General features: G+C 72.0%; 12 protein-coding genes and 1 pseudogene. 12 read left to right on the top strand and 1 reads right to left on the bottom strand.

The window, feature by feature from the left end; translation table 11 throughout:
* Positions 1-226 precede the first annotated feature (226 nt).
* The 6 genes from NBW76_RS16100 (at position 227) to NBW76_RS16075 (ending at position 5661) form a co-directional block, all read left to right on the top strand.
* Positions 227-934, top strand: coding sequence for a class E sortase (locus NBW76_RS16100; protein ID WP_055969491.1), 708 nt, complete (start codon positions 227-229; stop codon positions 932-934).
* Positions 935-948: 14 nt separating this feature from the next.
* The gene (pyrE, locus tag NBW76_RS16095) at positions 949-1590 is read left to right on the top strand and encodes an orotate phosphoribosyltransferase (RefSeq protein WP_055969488.1); all 642 of its coding nucleotides are present in this window, start codon (positions 949-951) and stop codon (positions 1588-1590) included.
* 8 nt (positions 1591-1598) lie between these two features.
* Entirely contained in the window at positions 1599-2249 is a 651-nt protein-coding gene (locus tag NBW76_RS16090; protein ID WP_056552999.1) for a TrmH family RNA methyltransferase, read from the top strand.
* 54 nt (positions 2250-2303) lie between these two features.
* Positions 2304-3680 carry an FAD-dependent oxidoreductase gene (locus NBW76_RS16085; RefSeq protein WP_055969485.1) on the top strand — a complete coding sequence of 459 codons (1377 nt, stop codon included), beginning with the start codon at positions 2304-2306 and terminating at the stop codon, positions 3678-3680.
* Between the two features lie 51 nt (positions 3681-3731).
* Entirely contained in the window at positions 3732-4751 is a 1020-nt protein-coding gene (gene fbaA, locus NBW76_RS16080) for a class II fructose-bisphosphate aldolase (protein ID WP_055969482.1), read from the top strand.
* A 505-nt stretch (positions 4752-5256) separates the two neighbouring features.
* Complete coding sequence (locus tag NBW76_RS16075) at positions 5257-5661, top strand: DUF3151 domain-containing protein (protein ID WP_055969480.1); 405 nt, start codon at positions 5257-5259, stop codon at positions 5659-5661.
* A gap of 31 nt (positions 5662-5692) precedes the next feature.
* Here NBW76_RS16075 and NBW76_RS16070 read toward each other — a convergent pair whose 3' ends face one another.
* The gene (locus NBW76_RS16070; protein WP_055969477.1) at positions 5693-6607 is read right to left on the bottom strand and encodes a diacylglycerol kinase family protein; all 915 of its coding nucleotides are present in this window, start codon (positions 6605-6607) and stop codon (positions 5693-5695) included.
* 209 nt (positions 6608-6816) lie between these two features.
* Between NBW76_RS16070 and NBW76_RS16065 the strand changes: the two genes are divergently transcribed.
* From NBW76_RS16065 to NBW76_RS16040, 6 genes and pseudogenes are all read left to right on the top strand, one after another.
* On the top strand, positions 6817-8112 hold the full coding sequence (locus NBW76_RS16065) for an adenylosuccinate synthase (RefSeq protein WP_056552695.1): 1296 nt from the start codon (positions 6817-6819) through the stop codon (positions 8110-8112).
* Positions 8109-9368, top strand: coding sequence for a phosphoribosylamine--glycine ligase (gene purD, locus NBW76_RS16060; RefSeq protein WP_056552692.1), 1260 nt, complete (start codon positions 8109-8111; stop codon positions 9366-9368). The genes NBW76_RS16065 and purD overlap by 4 nt, the downstream gene beginning before the upstream one ends.
* 75 nt (positions 9369-9443) lie before the next feature.
* A complete protein-coding gene (gene purB, locus NBW76_RS16055) occupies positions 9444-10865 on the top strand; it encodes an adenylosuccinate lyase (RefSeq protein ID WP_235492875.1) in 1422 nt (473 codons plus the stop codon).
* A 14-nt stretch (positions 10866-10879) separates the two neighbouring features.
* The gene (locus NBW76_RS16050) at positions 10880-14146 is read left to right on the top strand and encodes a CDP-glycerol glycerophosphotransferase family protein (RefSeq protein ID WP_156364674.1); all 3267 of its coding nucleotides are present in this window, start codon (positions 10880-10882) and stop codon (positions 14144-14146) included.
* A gap of 52 nt (positions 14147-14198) precedes the next feature.
* Positions 14199-15047 (top strand): annotated as a pseudogene (locus NBW76_RS16045) (phosphoribosylaminoimidazolesuccinocarboxamide synthase); the annotation flags it as partial.
* A 116-nt stretch (positions 15048-15163) separates the two neighbouring features.
* Positions 15164-16732, top strand: a complete 1569-nt coding sequence (locus tag NBW76_RS16040) for a long-chain fatty acid--CoA ligase (protein WP_056552685.1) — start codon at positions 15164-15166, stop codon at positions 16730-16732.
* Positions 16733-16752 lie beyond the last annotated feature (20 nt).

Raw genomic sequence — 16752 nt, 5'->3', positions numbered from 1 at the left:
CCGCGGGCCCGCCCCGGTGGTCGACCTGGACGCGTGCGTCCCGAGCCCGGACAGAGCGCTGCCCCGCCGTTCTCGGGGGGTGAAACGGCGGGGCAACGGTCCTGATACTAGTGGCCCGGCGGGTCAGCGCTGGGCGGATTCGAGCCAGAAGGCCGCGCGACCGATGAGATGTGGGTCACAGTCGACGCGGGGTGGCCGCCTGGACGAGGGTGAGAGAATCGGCCCCATGACCACCGCGACCGCGCCCTCCCCGCCCGCCGGGGGTGGACGTCGTGCTCCGCGGCGGCGTCGTTTCTCCCTCGTCCGGCTCCTCGGCGTGGTGCTGATCCTGTCGGGTCTCGGCGTGCTCGGGTACGTCGCCTGGCAGTACTGGGGCACCAACGTCGTGGCCAAGCAGCAGCAGGCCGAGATCCGCCAGATCATCTCCGACGACTGGAAGAACGGCACCGACGGGAAGAACATCGGGCTCCTGCGCGTGCCGCGCTTCGGCACGGAGTACGAGGTCCCCATCGTCAAGGGCTTCGACCAGGAGTCGCTCTCCAAGGGCGTCGGCATGTACGAGGAGGCGGCCCTGCCGGGAGAGCTCGGCAACTTCGCGATCGCCGGGCACCGCGTCACCCACGGCGAGCCCTTCCGCGACTTCCTGAAGCTGAAGAAGGGCGACCTCGTCCACATCGAGACGCGCACGGCGGTGTTCACCTACCAGCTGCGCAACGACGGTGACTCGCTCACGCTCGACTTCACCGTCGGCTGGCCGCTGCAGCAGGTTCCGGACCCTGACATGCGGGGCGAGCCGCCGACCGCCAACGTGCTCACGATGCTCACCTGCTCGGAGCTCTTCCACACGCGCAACCGCAACGTCGTCTTCGGCGACCTGGTCAAGATCGTCGACAAGTCCGACCCCGAGCGGAAGATCCCGCTCCCCGGCGCCTAGGAGCCCCCGCGACCATGCAGGACTACCAGCGATCCTTCGTGGAGTTCGCGATCGGCCACGACGTGCTCCGGTTCGGCTCCTTCACGCTGAAGTCGGGCCGGACGTCGCCGTACTTCTTCAACGCCGGCGGCTTCGACACCGGCGCACGGCTCGCCGGGCTGGGCCGCTTCTACGCCGCGGCGATCGCCGAGCGCGCGCCCGACTTCGACGTGCTCCTGGGCCCCGCCTACAAGGGCATCCCCATCGCCGCGGCCACCGCGGTGCAGCTGGCCGAGCACCACGGGCGCGACGTGCCGTGGAGCTTCAACCGCAAGGAGGCCAAGGACCACGGCGAGGGCGGGATGATCGTCGGCGCACCCCTCCAGGGACGGGTCCTGCTCGTCGACGACGTGATCACCTCGGGCAAGGCGATCCGGGAGGTCGTGCCGCTGGTGGAGGACGCCGGCGCCGAGCTGGCCGGCATCGTCGTGGCCGTCGACCGGCAGGAGCGTGGCGCGGGCGACCTCTCGGCCGTCGACGAGGTGCGCCGCGACCTCGGCGTCCCGGTGGAGGCGATCGTGACGTTCGACCACGTCATCGAGTTCCTCGAGGAGTCCGGCCGCCACGCCGAGCACCTCGACGCGGCACGCGCCTACCGCGACCAGTACGGCGCGTGACCCCCTCGCTGGACCCGGGCACGAGGGGCGGGGCCGAGGGTGACGGTGTCGAAGGTGACGGCGTCGAGGTGGGTGTGGGCCCGTGGGAGGGGCCCGTGCCCGACGACCCCCGGCTCGACCCGACGCTCCTCGCCGAGGGGGACCGGCGCAACGTCGTCGACCGCTACCGGTACTGGAGCGTCGAGGCGATCGTCGCCGACCTGGACACGCGCCGGCACCCGCTGCACGTGGCGGTCGAGAACTGGCAGCACGACTTCAACATCGGCTCCGTGGTGCGCACCGCCAACGCGTTCAACGTCGCGGCCGTGCACGTCGTCGGCCGGCGCCGGTGGAACCGGCGCGGCGCGATGGTGACCGACCGCTACCTGCACGTCCACCACCACGCCGACGTCGAGGCGCTGGCGGCCTGGGCCGACGAGCAGGACCTGCCGCTGCTCGGCATCGACAACCTGCCCGGCGCGGTGCCGCTCGAGACCACCACGCTGCCCCGTGCCTGCGTGCTGCTGTTCGGCCAGGAGGGCCCGGGCCTGAGCCACGCGGCCCGTGCGGCGTGCGCGACGACCCTGTCGATCGCCCAGTTCGGCTCGACCCGGTCCATCAACGCCGGAGCCGCCGCCGCCATCGCCATGCACGCCTGGGTGCGCGAGCACGCCGGCTGACGGCCGGGCCGTCTGGGCGGGCGTGCGTCGGTGCGTCGCCCTAGGCTCGGGAGCATGAGCCGCGTCGTCGTCATCGGGGGTGACGCGGCGGGCATGACGGCCGCGTCGTCCCTCAACCGTCTCGTGCCCGACGTGGAGGTGGTGGTGCTCGAGCGCGGGCACCACACCTCCTACTCCGCCTGCGGGGTGCCGTACTGGGTCGCGGGCGAGGTCGACGGCCCCGACGCCCTCGTGGCCAGGACACCCGAGGAGCACCGCGAACGGGGCATCGACGTGCGCCTCGGCAGCGAGGCGACCGCGGTCGACACCGACGCGCGCACCGTGACCTACCGCGACCTCGCAGGCGAGCAGGTCGTCACCTACGACCGCCTCGTCGTCGCCACCGGAGCGCGTTCGATCCTGCCCGAGCTGCCGGGCATCGACGCCGGGAACGTGCAGACCGTCAAGGACCTCGTCGACGGCCAGCAGGTGCTCGACCGCATCCGCGCCGGCGCGCGCCGGGTGGCCGTCGTCGGCAGCGGCTACATCGGCATCGAGATGGCCGAGGCGTGCCTGGCCCAGGGGCTCGAGGTCACCGTGGTCGAGCGCGAGAGCACCCCGCTGCCGATCGTCGAGGACGAGATCGGTGAGCTCGTCGCCGACGCCATGCGCGAGAAGGGTGCCCAGGTGGTCACCGGTGCCGCGGTCACCGGCTTCGGCGTGGGAGCGGACGGCGCCGTCACCTCCGTGCGCACCGACGAGGACGACTACCCGGCCGACCTGGTCGTCGCGGCCTTCGGAGTCGCGCCGCGTGGCGACCTGCTCACGACCGCTGCCACTGGGCCGAAGGACGGCATCGTCACCGACGACCAGCAGCGGGTGCTCCGTCCGGACGGGTCGGTCCTGGCCGACGTCTGGGCCGCGGGTGACTGCGTGGTCACCCTCGACCGCCTCACGGGGACACCGATCCACCTGCCGCTCGGGACCCACGCCAACAAGCAGGGCATGGTGGCGGGGGAGTCCCTGGCGGCCTCGCTCGGCGCCGACTGGTCGGGACGGGTCTTCCCCGGCGCCGTGCAGACCGCCATCACCAAGTTCTGCGACCTCGAGATCGCGCGCGCCGGACTCGGCCGTGCCCAGGCCGATGACGCCGGGCTCGACGTCGTGAGCGCCTCGGTGGAGTCCACCACCGTCGCCGGCTACTACCCGGGTGCGGAGCCCATGACGTTGTGGGGGCTCGCCGAGCGTGGGACGCGGCGCCTGCTCGGCGTGCAGGTCGCGGGCGGGCGCGGCGCGGGCGCCCGGATCGACGTGGCGGCCATGGCGCTGTGGTCGCAGATGTCCGTCGACGAGCTGGTCATGACCGACCTGTCGTACGCGCCGCCGTTCTCGTCGGTGTGGAGCCCGGTGCAGGTGCTCGCCCGGGCTCTCGTGAAGCGCCTGGACCAGTAGGGTTGACGTGACCGCTCGTCCGGTCGACCAGCCGACCTCCAGGAGACCTCCATGCCCGTCGCCACTCCCGAGATCTACGCCGCGATGCTCGACAAGGCCAAGGCCGAGTCGTTCGCGTACCCGGCGATCAACGTCTCGTCGTCGCAGACGCTGAACGCCGCACTCGCGGGATTCGCCGAGGCAGGGTCCGACGGCATCATCCAGGTCTCCACCGGCGGCGCGGAGTACTTCTCCGGCCCCACCGTCAAGGACATGGTGTCCGGCTCGCTGGCGTTCGCCGCCTTCGCGCAGGAGGTGGCCAAGAAGTACCCGGTCAACGTCGCGCTGCACACCGACCACTGCCCGAAGGACAAGCTCGACGGCTTCGTCCGGCCCCTGCTGGCCGCGTCGGCCGAGCGGGTCGCCGGCGGCGGGTTGCCGTACTTCCAGTCGCACATGTGGGACGGCTCGGCCGTGCCGCTCGACGAGAACCTGGTGATCGCGCAGGAGCTGCTCGAGAAGGCTGCCGCCGCGCACATCATCCTCGAGGTCGAGATCGGCGTCGTCGGTGGCGAGGAGGACGGCGTCGAGGCCGAGATCAACGACAAGCTCTACACGACGCCCGAGGACGCCCTGGCCACCGCCGAGGCCCTCGGTCTGGGCGAGAAGGGCCGCTACCTGACGGCCCTCACGTTCGGCAACGTGCACGGCGTCTACAAGCCGGGCAACGTGAAGCTGCGGCCCGAGGTGCTCAAGGCCGCGCAGGATGCGGTCAGCCAGAAGTACGGCAAGGACGCCCCGTTCGACTTCGTCTTCCACGGCGGTTCGGGCTCGCTGCCCGAGGAGATCTCGGCGGCGGTCGACTACGGCGTCGTGAAGATGAACGTCGACACCGACACCCAGTACGCCTTCACCCGCCCGGTGGTCGGCCACATGTTCAGCAACTACGACGGCGTGCTGAAGATCGACGGCGAGGTCGGCAACAAGAAGGCCTACGACCCCCGCGCCTGGGGCAAGGCCGCCGAGGCCGGCATGGCCGCCCGCGTGGTCGAGGCCTGCCAGAACCTGCGGTCGGCCGGCACCTCCCTCTGAGGTCACGGTCTCGGGCGGTTTGACGCCTTCGCGTCGGTTTCCCGCCTCCGGATCGACGTGAAGGCGTCACAACGCGGATCGGGTGCCCGGGGAAGCCGGTCGCGCCCGGTTCGGGGCTGCGCCGGTTGCCGCGGGCATCGAGGTGGGCTCCGAAAGGGCCTCGACCGGGGCGGACCCGGCGTGCCGGCGGGGTTCCCGGGCCGCGGCTCGCGTTTCGGACACTTCCGGGGCGGTTGAAGGGGTCGGAATGCCCCGGAAGTGTCCGAATCCAGCGTTGTGACGCCTTTGCGTCGATTCCGGGCTGCGAGATCGACGTCAAGGCGTCAAAGCGCGGATCGGGTGGCCGGGAGGTTCGGCCGACCCCGACGCTCCTGTCCGTCGAGGCTCTTTCGGAGGCCGCCGCGAGACCCAGCCGCAGCAGCGCAGCATCAACGCCGAAGCCGGGCCCGACCCCACGCTGGACGCGCGAGGCGGCGAGCGGGACCCGGTGCGTAGGGTCGACACCATGACGAACCTGCTGGGCGAGCCGCCCGAGACGTTCCTGCCCGTCGACCCCGGGGCCGCGGAGCTGGCGACCGGCACGTCGCCGCAGGCCGTGGCCTCGACGACCCCGGACTCGGTCCTCGCGTGGGCCCTGCTGGCGCAGGACGCGCTCGACGACGGACGCGACCTGGAGGGCTACGCCTTCGCGCGCACGGCCTACCACCGCTCGCTGGACTCCTTGCGGCGCAACGGCTGGAAGGGTCACGGACCGGTGCCGTGGTCGCACGAGCCCAACCAGGGCTTCCTCCGCTCGCTCGCCGTGCTCGCCACGGGGTCCGAGCGGCTCGGCGACGACGCCGAGGCGCATCGCTGCCGCGAGTTCCTCCACGAGTCGAGCCCGGAGGCGTACGCCGAGCTCGTGCGCTGACCCCTCGGACCCCCGTGGGGGCAGGTGCGTGTCAGTCCGGGAGGTCCGGAGGCGCACCGGCCGGGGCGCGCAGGCGCAGGCGACCGGGCTCGACCCGCCATGCGTGCCGCGTGCTCGGCGACGCGATCTCGCCGTCCAGGTTCGCCGGCGTCGACTCGCCGGTCACCGTCACCTCGTGCACCTTCAGGTACACGACGTCGTCGCGCATCGGGTGCCGACCGCGCCGCAGTCGCCACGCGTAGGCGAGGCGCTTCCAGCGGGCGTGCGCCCACACCACGGCCACGTCGAGCGACCCGTCGAAGGGGTCGGCCTCCGGCAGGAGCGGCGCGCCGCCCCCCACGTACCGGCCGTTGCCCACCGCCACCTGGATGAGCCGACGCGGTGAGTGCACGGGCTGCCCGTCCACCGTCACCGACGCGCGGATGCCCTTGCCGACGACACCCGTGATGACGGCGCCCATGGCGTAGCCGACGGGCCCGAAGGCCTTCTTCCACGGCTCCGCCTTGATGTTGGCCTCCGCGCCCAGCCCGATGTGCGCGGCGTTCACGACGAGCCGGTCGTCGTCGTCGCGGATCAGGTCGGCGAGCCGGGGCTCGGAGTCGAGGGCCTGACGGGCCGCCTCGACCGGGTCGTCGCTGATGCCGAGCGTGCGCACGAAGTCGTTGCCCGTCCCGAGGGGGACGATCGCGAGCTCGACGTCGTCGAACTGGTCGAGGTCGTCGATCGCGGTGACCACGGCGTGGATGCTGCCGTCCCCTCCGACCGCCACGACCACGCCGCCGCGCGCCGCACGCACCGCGTCCCGCAGGTCGTCGGCGTCCTCGGTGCGGCGCACCTCGAGGGTCACGCGCGCCCGCAACGTCTCGAGCGCCTCCTCGAGGCGCGGGTCGTCGCTGCTGCCTGCCTGGGCGTTCACCACAGCGACCCAGGGTCCCGTGCCGGTCATGGCGCTCCCTCCGCGCTGGCGTCGTCGTACGAAACGCCCCCTCCCGGCGCCCTCGGAGCCTATGCCCCGACGGCACCCGGCGCAGCGTCGACCACCTCGGCATTCGCGGCTGGGACGCTCGTCCCGATACGATGCGGCAGTCAGAGCCCCGCACCGTCGGGGCTTCTCTCGCGTCACAGCGTCACTACGAACCTCGAGGGGTGCATCGCATGCCCGCAGTCGTCATCGTCGGAGCCCAGTGGGGTGACGAGGGCAAGGGCAAGGCCACCGACCTGCTCGGCAGCCGCGTCGACTACGTCGTCAAGTTCAACGGCGGCAACAACGCCGGCCACACCGTCGTCATCGGCGACGAGAAGTACGCCCTCCACCTGCTGCCGAGCGGCATCCTGTCGCCCGGGTGCACGCCGATCATCGGCAACGGCGTCGTGATCGACCTCGACGTCCTGTTCGAGGAGATCGACGCCCTCGAGGCGCGTGGCATCGACACGAGCGCCCTGCGCGTGAGCGCGAACGCCCACCTCATCGCCGACTACAACCGCACCCTCGACAAGGTGACGGAGCGCTTCCTCGGCAGCCGCAAGATCGGCACCACCGGGCGTGGCATCGGCCCCACCTACGCCGACAAGATGAACCGGCTGGGCGTGCGCGTGCAGGACCTCTTCGACGAGAAGATCCTGCGCGCCAAGGTCGAGGGCGCGCTCGAGCTGAAGAACCAGATGCTCACCAAGGTCTACAACCGTCGGGCGGTGAGCGTCGACGAGATCGTCGACCAGCTGCTCGTGCACGCCGAGCGGCTGCGGCCGATGGTCGCCGACACCGCGCTCGTGCTGCACGAGGCGCTGGACCGCGGCGAGACGGTGCTGCTCGAGGCCGGCCAGGCCACGCTCCTCGACGTCGACCACGGCACGTACCCCTTCGTCACCTCGTCGTCGGCCACCACCGGCGGCGCGTGCACCGGCTCGGGCATCGCGCCCACCCGGATCACCCGCGTCATCGGCATCGTCAAGGCGTACGCCACCCGCGTGGGGGAGGGTCCCTTCCCCACCGAGCTCTTCGACGAGGACGGCGAGCGCCTGCGCACCAACGGCGGCGAGTTCGGCACCACGACGGGCCGTCCGCGACGCTGCGGCTGGTACGACGCCCCGGTGGCGCGCTACGCGGCACGCATCAACGGCGTCACCGACTTCGTGCTCACGAAGCTCGACGTGCTCACCGGGTGGGACCGCATCCCCGTGTGCGTCGCCTACGACGTCGACGGCGAGCGGGTGGACGAGATGCCCACGACCCAGACCGGCTTCCACCACGCCAAGCCGATCTACGAGTACTTCGACGGCTGGACCGAGGACATCTCCGGCGCCCGGACCATGGACGACCTGCCCGAGGCGGCGCAGCGGTACGTGCGCGCCGTCGAGGCGATGTCGGGGGCGCGCATCTCCGCCGTCGGCGTCGGCCCGGACCGCGAGGAGACCGTGGTGCTGCACGACCTCCTGGAGGACGAGGCATGAAGACGCTGGTCGTCGGCACGGGCGGGCGCGAGCACGCCCTCGCCCTCGCGCTGTCCCGTGACCCGGGCGTGACCGAGGTGCACGCGGCCCCCGGGAACCCCGGCATCGCCGACGTCGCGAGCCTGCACGACGTCGACCCGCTCGACGGGGCGGCCGTGGCGGCGCTGGCCACCTCGCTGGGTGCCGACCTGGTGGTGGTGGGTCCCGAGGCGCCGCTGGTGGCCGGGGTCGCCGACGCCGTCCGCGACGCCGGCATCGCCTGCTTCGGCCCCTCGCGTGCCGCGGCGCAGCTGGAGGGCTCGAAGGCCTTCGCCAAGCAGGTCATGGCCGCCGCCGAGGTGCCCACCGCCCTGGCGCACGTCTGCGAGACGCCCGAGGAGGTCGTGGCCGCGCTCGACGCGTTCGGCCCGCCCTACGTCGTGAAGGACGACGCCCTCGCCGCCGGCAAGGGCGTGGTCGTCACCGAGGACCGCCAGGCCGCCGTCGCCCACGCGGCGGGGTGCGACCGCGTGGTCATCGAGGAGTTCCTCGACGGTCCGGAGGTCTCGCTCTTCGCCATCACCGACGGGGAGACGGTGCTGCCGCTGCTCCCCGCCCAGGACTTCAAGCGTGCCCTCGAGGGCGACGCCGGCCCGAACACCGGTGGCATGGGCGCCTACACGCCGCTCGACTGGACGCCCGAGGACCTCGTGGCCGAGGTCTCCCGTCGCGTGCTCGTGCCCACGGTCCAGGAGATGGCTCGTCGTGGCACCCCGTTCCAGGGTCTGCTCTACGCGGGACTGGCGCTCACGTCGCGCGGCGTGCGGGTCGTGGAGTTCAACGCGCGCTTCGGCGACCCCGAGACCCAGGCCATCCTCGCGCTGCTGCGCACGCCGCTGTCGTCGCTGCTGCACGGTGCCGCCACCGGGGAGCTCGCCTCCGTCGGCCTGCCGTCCTGGCACGACGGCACCGCCGTCACGGTGGTCATGGCCTCCGCCGGCTACCCCGCCACCTCGAGCTCGGGCGACGTGATCCTGGGCGTCGGGGCGGCCGACGCCATCGACGGTGTCGACGTGATCCACGCGGGCACCGCGCTCGACGAGGACGGTCGGCTGGTCACCGCAGGCGGTCGCGTGCTGTCGGTCACCGGAGTGGGTGAGAACCTCGAGCACGCCCGCGACCGCGCCTACGCCGGGGTCGACGCGATCTCCTTCGAGGGCGCCCAGTTCCGCTCCGACATCGCCCTCGCCGCCCAGCGCGGCGAGATCGAGGCCTGACGGTCGGCCCGGCCTCCTGGTCGGGCTCCGGGACCGTGGTGAGCCGCGGGAGGCCGCGGTGGGAGGATGGCGTCCGTGACGACGCCCAACGTTCTGGCCCACCGCTACGCCTCGCCCGAGATCGCCCGCATCTGGTCGCCCGAGCACAAGATCGTGCTCGAGCGGCAGCTGTGGATCGCGGTGCTGAAGGCACAGCGCGACCTCGGGGTGGAGACGCCCGACGGCGTGATCGAGGCGTACGAGGCCGTGGTCGACCAGGTCGACCTCGCGTCGATCGCCGAGCGTGAGAAGGTCACCCGCCACGACGTGAAGGCCCGCATCGAGGAGTTCGCCGCGCTGGCCGGCAGCGAGCACATCCACAAGGGCATGACGTCGCGCGACCTCACCGAGAACGTCGAGCAGCTCCAGGTGCGTGCCTCGCTGCAGGTGCTGCGCTCGCGCGCGGTGGCGGCCCTGGCCCGCCTGGGGCGGCTCGCGGCCGAGCACGCGGAGCTGGTCATGGCCGGGCGCAGCCACAACGTCGCCGCGCAGGCCACCACGCTCGGCAAGCGCTTCGCCACCGCGGCCGACGAGCTGCTCACCGGCGTGGGCCGGCTCGACGACCTGCTGGCCCGGTACCCGCTGCGAGGCATCAAGGGTCCGGTCGGCACCGCCCAGGACCAGCTCGACCTCCTCGGTGGGGACCAGCAGGCGCTCGCCGACCTCGAGGGACGGATCGCCGCCCACCTCGGCTTCGACCGCGTGCTCACCAGCGTCGGCCAGGTGTACCCGCGCTCGCTCGACTACGACGTGGTGACCTCGCTGGCCCAGCTCGTGGCGGCCCCCTCCAACCTGGCCACCACGATCCGCCTGATGGCGGGCAACGAGCTGGTCACGGAGGGCTTCAAGCCCGGCCAGGTGGGCTCGAGCGCCATGCCGCACAAGATGAACACCCGCTCCTGCGAGCGCGTCAACGGCCTGGCCGTCATCGTCCGCGGGTACGTCTCGATGGTGGGCGAGCTGGCCGGTGACCAGTGGAACGAGGGCGACGTGTCGTGCTCGGTGGTCCGCCGGGTGGCGCTGCCCGACGCTTTCTACGCCGCCGACGGCCTGTTCGAGACGTTCCTGACGGTGCTCGACGAGTTCGGCGTCTTCCCGGCCGTCGTCCAGCGCGAGCTCGACCGCTACCTGCCGTTCCTCGCGACGACGAAGGTGCTCATGGCGGCGGTGCGGGCCGGTGTCGGCCGCGAGGTCGCCCACGAGGTCATCAAGGAGCACGCCGTGGGCGTCGCCCTCGAGATGCGCGAGAAGGGCGCGGCCCGCAACGAGCTCTTCGACCGCCTGGCCGCCGACGAGCGCCTGGCGCTCACCCAGCCCGACCTCGCGATGCTCGTCGCCGCGCCGCTGGAGTTCACCGGTGCGGCCACGGCCCAGGTGGCCGCCGTCGTCGCGCAGGTCGACGCCGTCGTCTCGGCAGATCCGGAGGCGGCTGCCTACGCGCCTGGCGCGATCCTGTGAGGCAGGCCGCCGCCGTGCGCGCGCAGCTCGGTCGTCTGCGCCGGGCCGTCGCGCGACGTGGTGGCGGCGCGCCTTCCACGGCACCGCGCGTTCCGGTGCGCCAGCGACTCGAGCTCGAGCTCGACGGCACCGTCCTGCGCATCACGGGGCGGCTGCGCGAGACGCACCGGGTCACCGGGCTGGTCGCCCGCTGGGGTCCAGCCGGCGACGAGTCGCAGGTCCGGGTGGCGTGCGTACCCAGCAGTGACTTCGACGTGGAGCTCGACCTCGCGTCGACCGACCTCGTGCCCGCCGACGCACGCTCGGTGGCGCTGTTCCTCGACACGAGGACCGCCGACGACCCGTCGCGCGAGCTGCGCCTCGGGCGAGCGGCGCAGATCGTCCGTCGCGGCACCGACGTCGGGGTCCCGGTCGCAGGCTCGAGGCGCTGGGTCCACCTGACGGCGAAGAGCACCGTGTCCATCGTCCTCGCGGACGTGTCGCCGTCGCAGCACAAGGTCGACTCCTTCTCGCTCACCGTGGCGGAGGGGCACGCCCAGGTGAAGGCGGACCTCGCGAGCTCCGACCAGCCGTTCGCCGCGGTCACGCTGCAGCTGCGCAACCGGCGCACCGGCGCGCAGGTCGCGGTGCCGCTCGACCCGGTCGCGGACACCGAGCGTGAGCGCGCGACCGGCCACTGGGTGGTCGCGGCCACCGGGACGATCCCTGTCGAGCGGTGCCGTGACGTCGTGCAGGACGCCGAGCAGATCGATGTCGTCCTTGCGGTCGCCCACCCGTCCGAGGCGGAGCCGGTCGACGTCCCCGTCCCGGAGTCGGCGCTGGGCGAGATGGCGCCCGAGCTGGTCGTCGTCGACGGCGCACGGGTCCACGTGCTGTCCACGTACGTGACCTTCCGGGTCAAGCGGCTCGCGCTGTCCGTCCAGACGTACGACGCCGACGCCCACGCCCTGCTGACCCGACTGCGTCGCGTCGCCTGGGCGCTCTGGCTGGTCCGTCCATGGGCGCGGGTGTGGCTGGTCGGGGAGACGGGCGGCAGGGCGGACGACAACGGGTACCACTTCTTCGCGTGGGTGCGCGCGCACCACCCGCGACGTCGCGTCTACTTCGTCACCGACGCCGGCTCCGAGGGCCACGCGAGGGTGGCGCCACTCGGCCAGGTCGTGGTGCGGGGCTCTCGGCGGCACGTGTGGCTCGCCCTCGTGGCTTCCCGGTACCTCTACACCCACGGCGTGGGTGAGCTGCTGGCCGGGCGCGCCGACTGGGTGGTCAAGCGCTCCCGCGGACGCCGCGTCTTCCTGCAGCACGGCGTGACGGCGATGAAGAACGTGACGCGGCACTACGGACGACGACCCGCCCAGGGGCTCGCGTCCGACGTCGTGATCGCGTGCTCGCCGTTGGAGCGACGGATCTTCGTCGAGGACTACCTCTACGCGCCTCACCAGGTCGCGGTCACCGGGTTCGCCCGGTTCGACGCCCTGCTGGCCGACCCGCCCGAGCCCGACCGGCTGCTGCTCGTCATGCCGACGTGGCGCGACTGGTTGCGCAGTGCCGACGACCCGACGACGACGGACTACGTGCGCCAGTGGCACGACGTCCTCGACCACCCGCACCTGCGGCGTCAGCTCGAGGAGCGGGGCACGCGGGTCGTGCTCGTCCTCCACCCGAACGCCGCGATCGTCGCTGACCAGCTGGTGGCCGAGGGGGTCGAGGTCCGTGTGGCCGGCACGTTCGACCTGCAGGAGCTCCTGCGCCGTGCCTCCGTCCTGCTGACCGACTACTCCAGCGTGGCGTGGGACGCGGCGTTCCTGCGTCGGCCCGTGGGGTTCTTCCAGTTCGACCAGGCCCGCATGCTCGTCGGAGCACGCGGGCCGCACATCGACCTCGAGACCCAGCTGCCGGGTCCTGTGCTGCGCAGCGCCGACGAGACCGCGTCCTGGGTCGCGGCGGCGCTCGAGAGCGGTGCGGGGATGGCTCCGCAGATGGTCGACCGTGCGGACCGCTTCCTCCAGCACCGCGACACCGGGGCCTGCGGACGCATCTACGACGTGGTCCGACGACGCGCACGCTGGCGTGACCGGGTGTGGCGGTTCCGTGCCGACCACCGCGCCGGCTACGACCGCTTCCGCGCCGGCCCGCACTACGTCCGGCTCGCCCGCGCCGTGTTCGGCCTCGCCGCGAGGCTGCCGCGGCGCGACCTGGTCGTCTTCGAGAGTGACCGCGGTGCCCGCTACGGCGACAGCCCACGGGCGATCTTCGAGCACCTCCAGGCGCGCGGGTCGACCGCGGAGCTCGTCTACGTCTCCTACACCCCGGTCCGGCTGGCCGAAGGTCCCGGGCGCAAGGTCGGCCGCTTCACCCTCGAGTACTTCTGGCTGCTCGGCCGCGCGAGGTACTGGGTCACGAACCAGAATCTCCCCGAGCTCGTCGAGACGCCCCGCGGCACGACGTACGTCCAGACGTGGCACGGCACCCCGCTGAAGAAGATGCAGCACGACGTCGAGCGGATGGCCGGGCGCGGCGACGACTACCACGAGAAGGCTGCGCACCTCACCCGTCAGTGGGACGTGCTGGTCTCGCCCAGTCCGTACGCGAGCGCCTGCTTCGAGAGCGCCTTCAGGTTCGAGGGACGGATGCTCGAGACGGGCTACCCCCGCAACGACGCGCTGGTGGGGGCCGACGCGCAGGAGCGCCGGGCGCTCGTCCGGAGGCGCCTGGGTGTCGCAGAGGACCGACTGCTCGTGCTCTACGCCCCCACCTTCCGCGACGACCAGCGCGTCGGTGCCTACTGGCGCCAGGACCTGGAGATCGACCTCGACCGCTGGCGCGAGGAGCTCGGCGCGACGGCGACGCTCGCGGTGCGCTTCCACAACCTCGTCCGGGAGCGGCCGAGCCTGCAGGAGCACGCCGACGTGGCTCTCGACGTCAGCAGGTATCCCGACACCCAGGAGCTTCTGCTGGCGTCCGACGTCCTCGTGACCGACTACAGCTCCGTCATGTTCGACTACAGCATCCTCGCCCGGCCGATGGTGTTCCTCGCGTCCGACCTCGACCACTACCAGCGGGAGCTGAGGGGGTTCTACCTCGATCTCGAGGTCGAGGCGCCGGGCCCGGTGGTCCGCAGCGGTGAGGCCCTGCTGGAGGTCCTGCGTGACGTCCCTGGCCTGAGGACGGCGTGGGCCGAGCGGCTCGCACAGTTCCGAGCGACCTACGCCCCCTGGGACGACGGCGCTGCCGCGTCCCGCGTCGTCGACCACGTGATGTCGGACGTCCTGGCGGACTGACGTCCCGGGTCCGCTGTCGGACCATCCGGCTCTCAGGACCTAGGCTGTCGCCGTGCCTCTCGACGTCCCCGGTGCCCTGCACCTGCACTCCGGCAAGGTCCGCGACCTCTACGAGCTCGAGTCGGGCCACCTGCTCATGGTGGCGTCGGACCGGATCTCGGCCTACGACTTCGTGCTGAGCCCCGGCATCCCCGACAAGGGCGAGATCCTCACCCGCATGTCGCTGTGGTGGTTCGACCAGCTGGCCGACATCGTGCCGCACCACGTGGTCTCCACCCAGGTGCCCGAGCGGGTGCGTGGTCGCGCGCTCGTCGTCGAGAAGCTCGACATGTACCCGGTCGAGTGCGTGGTCCGTGGCTACCTGACCGGCTCCGGCCTCGCCGACTACCAGGCCACCGGCCAGGTGTGCGGCGTGCCGCTCCCGGACGGCCTGGTCGACGGGTCGCGCCTGCCGGAGCCGATCTTCACCCCCGCCTCGAAGGCCGAGCTGGGCGACCACGACGAGAACATCGACTTCGAGGCGGTCGTCGACCTCGTGGGGTCCGAGGTCGCCGAGCGGCTGCGCGACCTGACGCTCGCCGTGTACGCCCGCGCCGAGCGGGTGGCCCGCACCCGCGGCATCATCCTGGCCGACACCAAGCTCGAGTTCGGGGCCCGGCCCGACGGCACCATCGTGCTCGCCGACGAGGTCCTCACGCCCGACTCCTCGCGCTTCTGGCCGGCCGAGACCTACCAGCCGGGCCGTGCCCAGTCGTCGTTCGACAAGCAGTTCGTGCGGGACTGGCTCACCACCGAGTCGGGCTGGGACCGGGCGAGCGACACGCCGCCCCCGACGCTCCCGGCCGAGGTCGTGGAGCGCACCCGCGAGCGCTACGTACAGGCGTACGAGCAGCTCACCGGCTCCCGCTTCTGACGGCCGGTCGAGGCGCGTTCCGGGTGGGAGTCGCGTACTCGCGGTATCCGAGCGCTGGGTACTGTGGGTGACGTCGCACACACCCCCTGACCCGAGGAGCCGTCGTGGCCAATCTCGCCGCCCTGCTGGAGACCACCACCGAGAAGTACGCCGACCGGACGGCGATCGTCTTCGGCGACACCCGCCTGAACTACGCGCAGGTGAACGGTGCGGCCAACCAGGTGGCGAACCTGCTCGTGTCGCGGGGCGTCCAGCCGGGCGACAAGGTGGCGCTCTCGTGCCCGAACCTTCCGTACTTCACGATCATCTACTTCGGCATCCTCAAGGCAGGCGCCACGGTCGTTCCGCTGAACGTGCTGCTGCGCGGTCGTGAGGTCGCCTACCACCTCGACGACTCCGACGCGGTGGCCTACTTCGCGTTCGAGGGCACGCCGGACCTGCCGATCGGCGAGGCCGCGTGGGAGGGCTTCCAGGCGGTCGACGGCTGCAAGGACTTCTTCCTCATCAAGCTCGACTCCGCCGCCCCGGAGCCCATGGAGGCGCCCGAGTTCTACGCCCCGCTCGTGGCGCAGCAGCCGCCCACGTTCGAGACGGTCGAGCGCGACGACGACGACACCGCGGTCATCCTCTACACGTCGGGCACCACGGGCCAGCCCAAGGGCGCGGAGCTGCGGCACCGCAACATGCGCGACAACGCGCTGGCCGGCGCCGACCTGTTCGGCGCCGACGAGTCCAACCCCGACACCTACCTGTGCGTCCTGCCGCTGTTCCACTCCTTCGGGCAGACCTGCATCCAGAACGGCGCGGTGGCGTTCGGCGGCACCGTGGTCATGCTGCCGCGCTTCGAGGCGCAGGCGGCGCTCGGGCTCATGCTGAAGGAGCAGGTCACCTACTTCGCGGGTGTCCCCACCATGTACTGGGGCCTGCTGGGCGCGCTCGACGACAGCGTCGACGTGGCGACCATCGCGAAGAACCTGCGGGTCGCCGCAGCCGGCGGCTCGGCGCTCCCTGTCGACATCCACCGCCAGTTCTCCGAGCGCTTCGGGGTGACGATCCTCGAGGGCTACGGCCTGTCGGAGACGTCGCCCGTCGCGTCGTTCGCCCGCTACGGCGAGGAGCCGCGCGTCGGCTCCATCGGCGTGCCGATCCCCGGCGTGGAGATGAAGCTCATCGACGACGAGTGGAACGACGTGCCCGACGACGTCCAGGAGGACGGCAAGTCCGCGGTGGGCGAGATCGCCATCAAGGGCCACAACGTCATGAAGGGCTACTACGACCGTCCCGAGGCCACCGAGGAGGCCATCCACGACGGCTGGTTCCGCTCGGGCGACCTCGCGCGCAAGGACGCCGACGGCTTCTACTACATCGTCGACCGCAGCAAGGACATGATCATCCGCGGTGGCTTCAACGTGTACCCGCGTGAGCTCGAGGAGGTGCTGATCTCGCACCCGGCCGTCTCGCTGGTCGCCGTCATCGGCGTCCCCCACGAGTCGCACGGCGAGGAGATCAAGGCCGTGGTCGTCAAGGAGAAGGACCACGACGACGTCTCCGAGGCCGACCTCGTGGCGTGGGGCAAGGAGCAGTTCGCGGCCTACAAGTACCCGCGCATCGTGGAGTTCCGCGACGAGCTGCCGATGACCGCGACCGGCAAGATCCTCAAGCGCGAGATCTGAGCCCAGCTCGACCGATGATG

Source organism: Aeromicrobium sp. Leaf245 (assembly GCF_942548115.1).
In the GTDB taxonomy this organism is placed as follows: domain Bacteria; phylum Actinomycetota; class Actinomycetes; order Propionibacteriales; family Nocardioidaceae; genus Aeromicrobium.
Note: the sequence above shows the minus strand (reverse complement) of the source record. Positions and strands in the feature narration are given on the sequence as shown.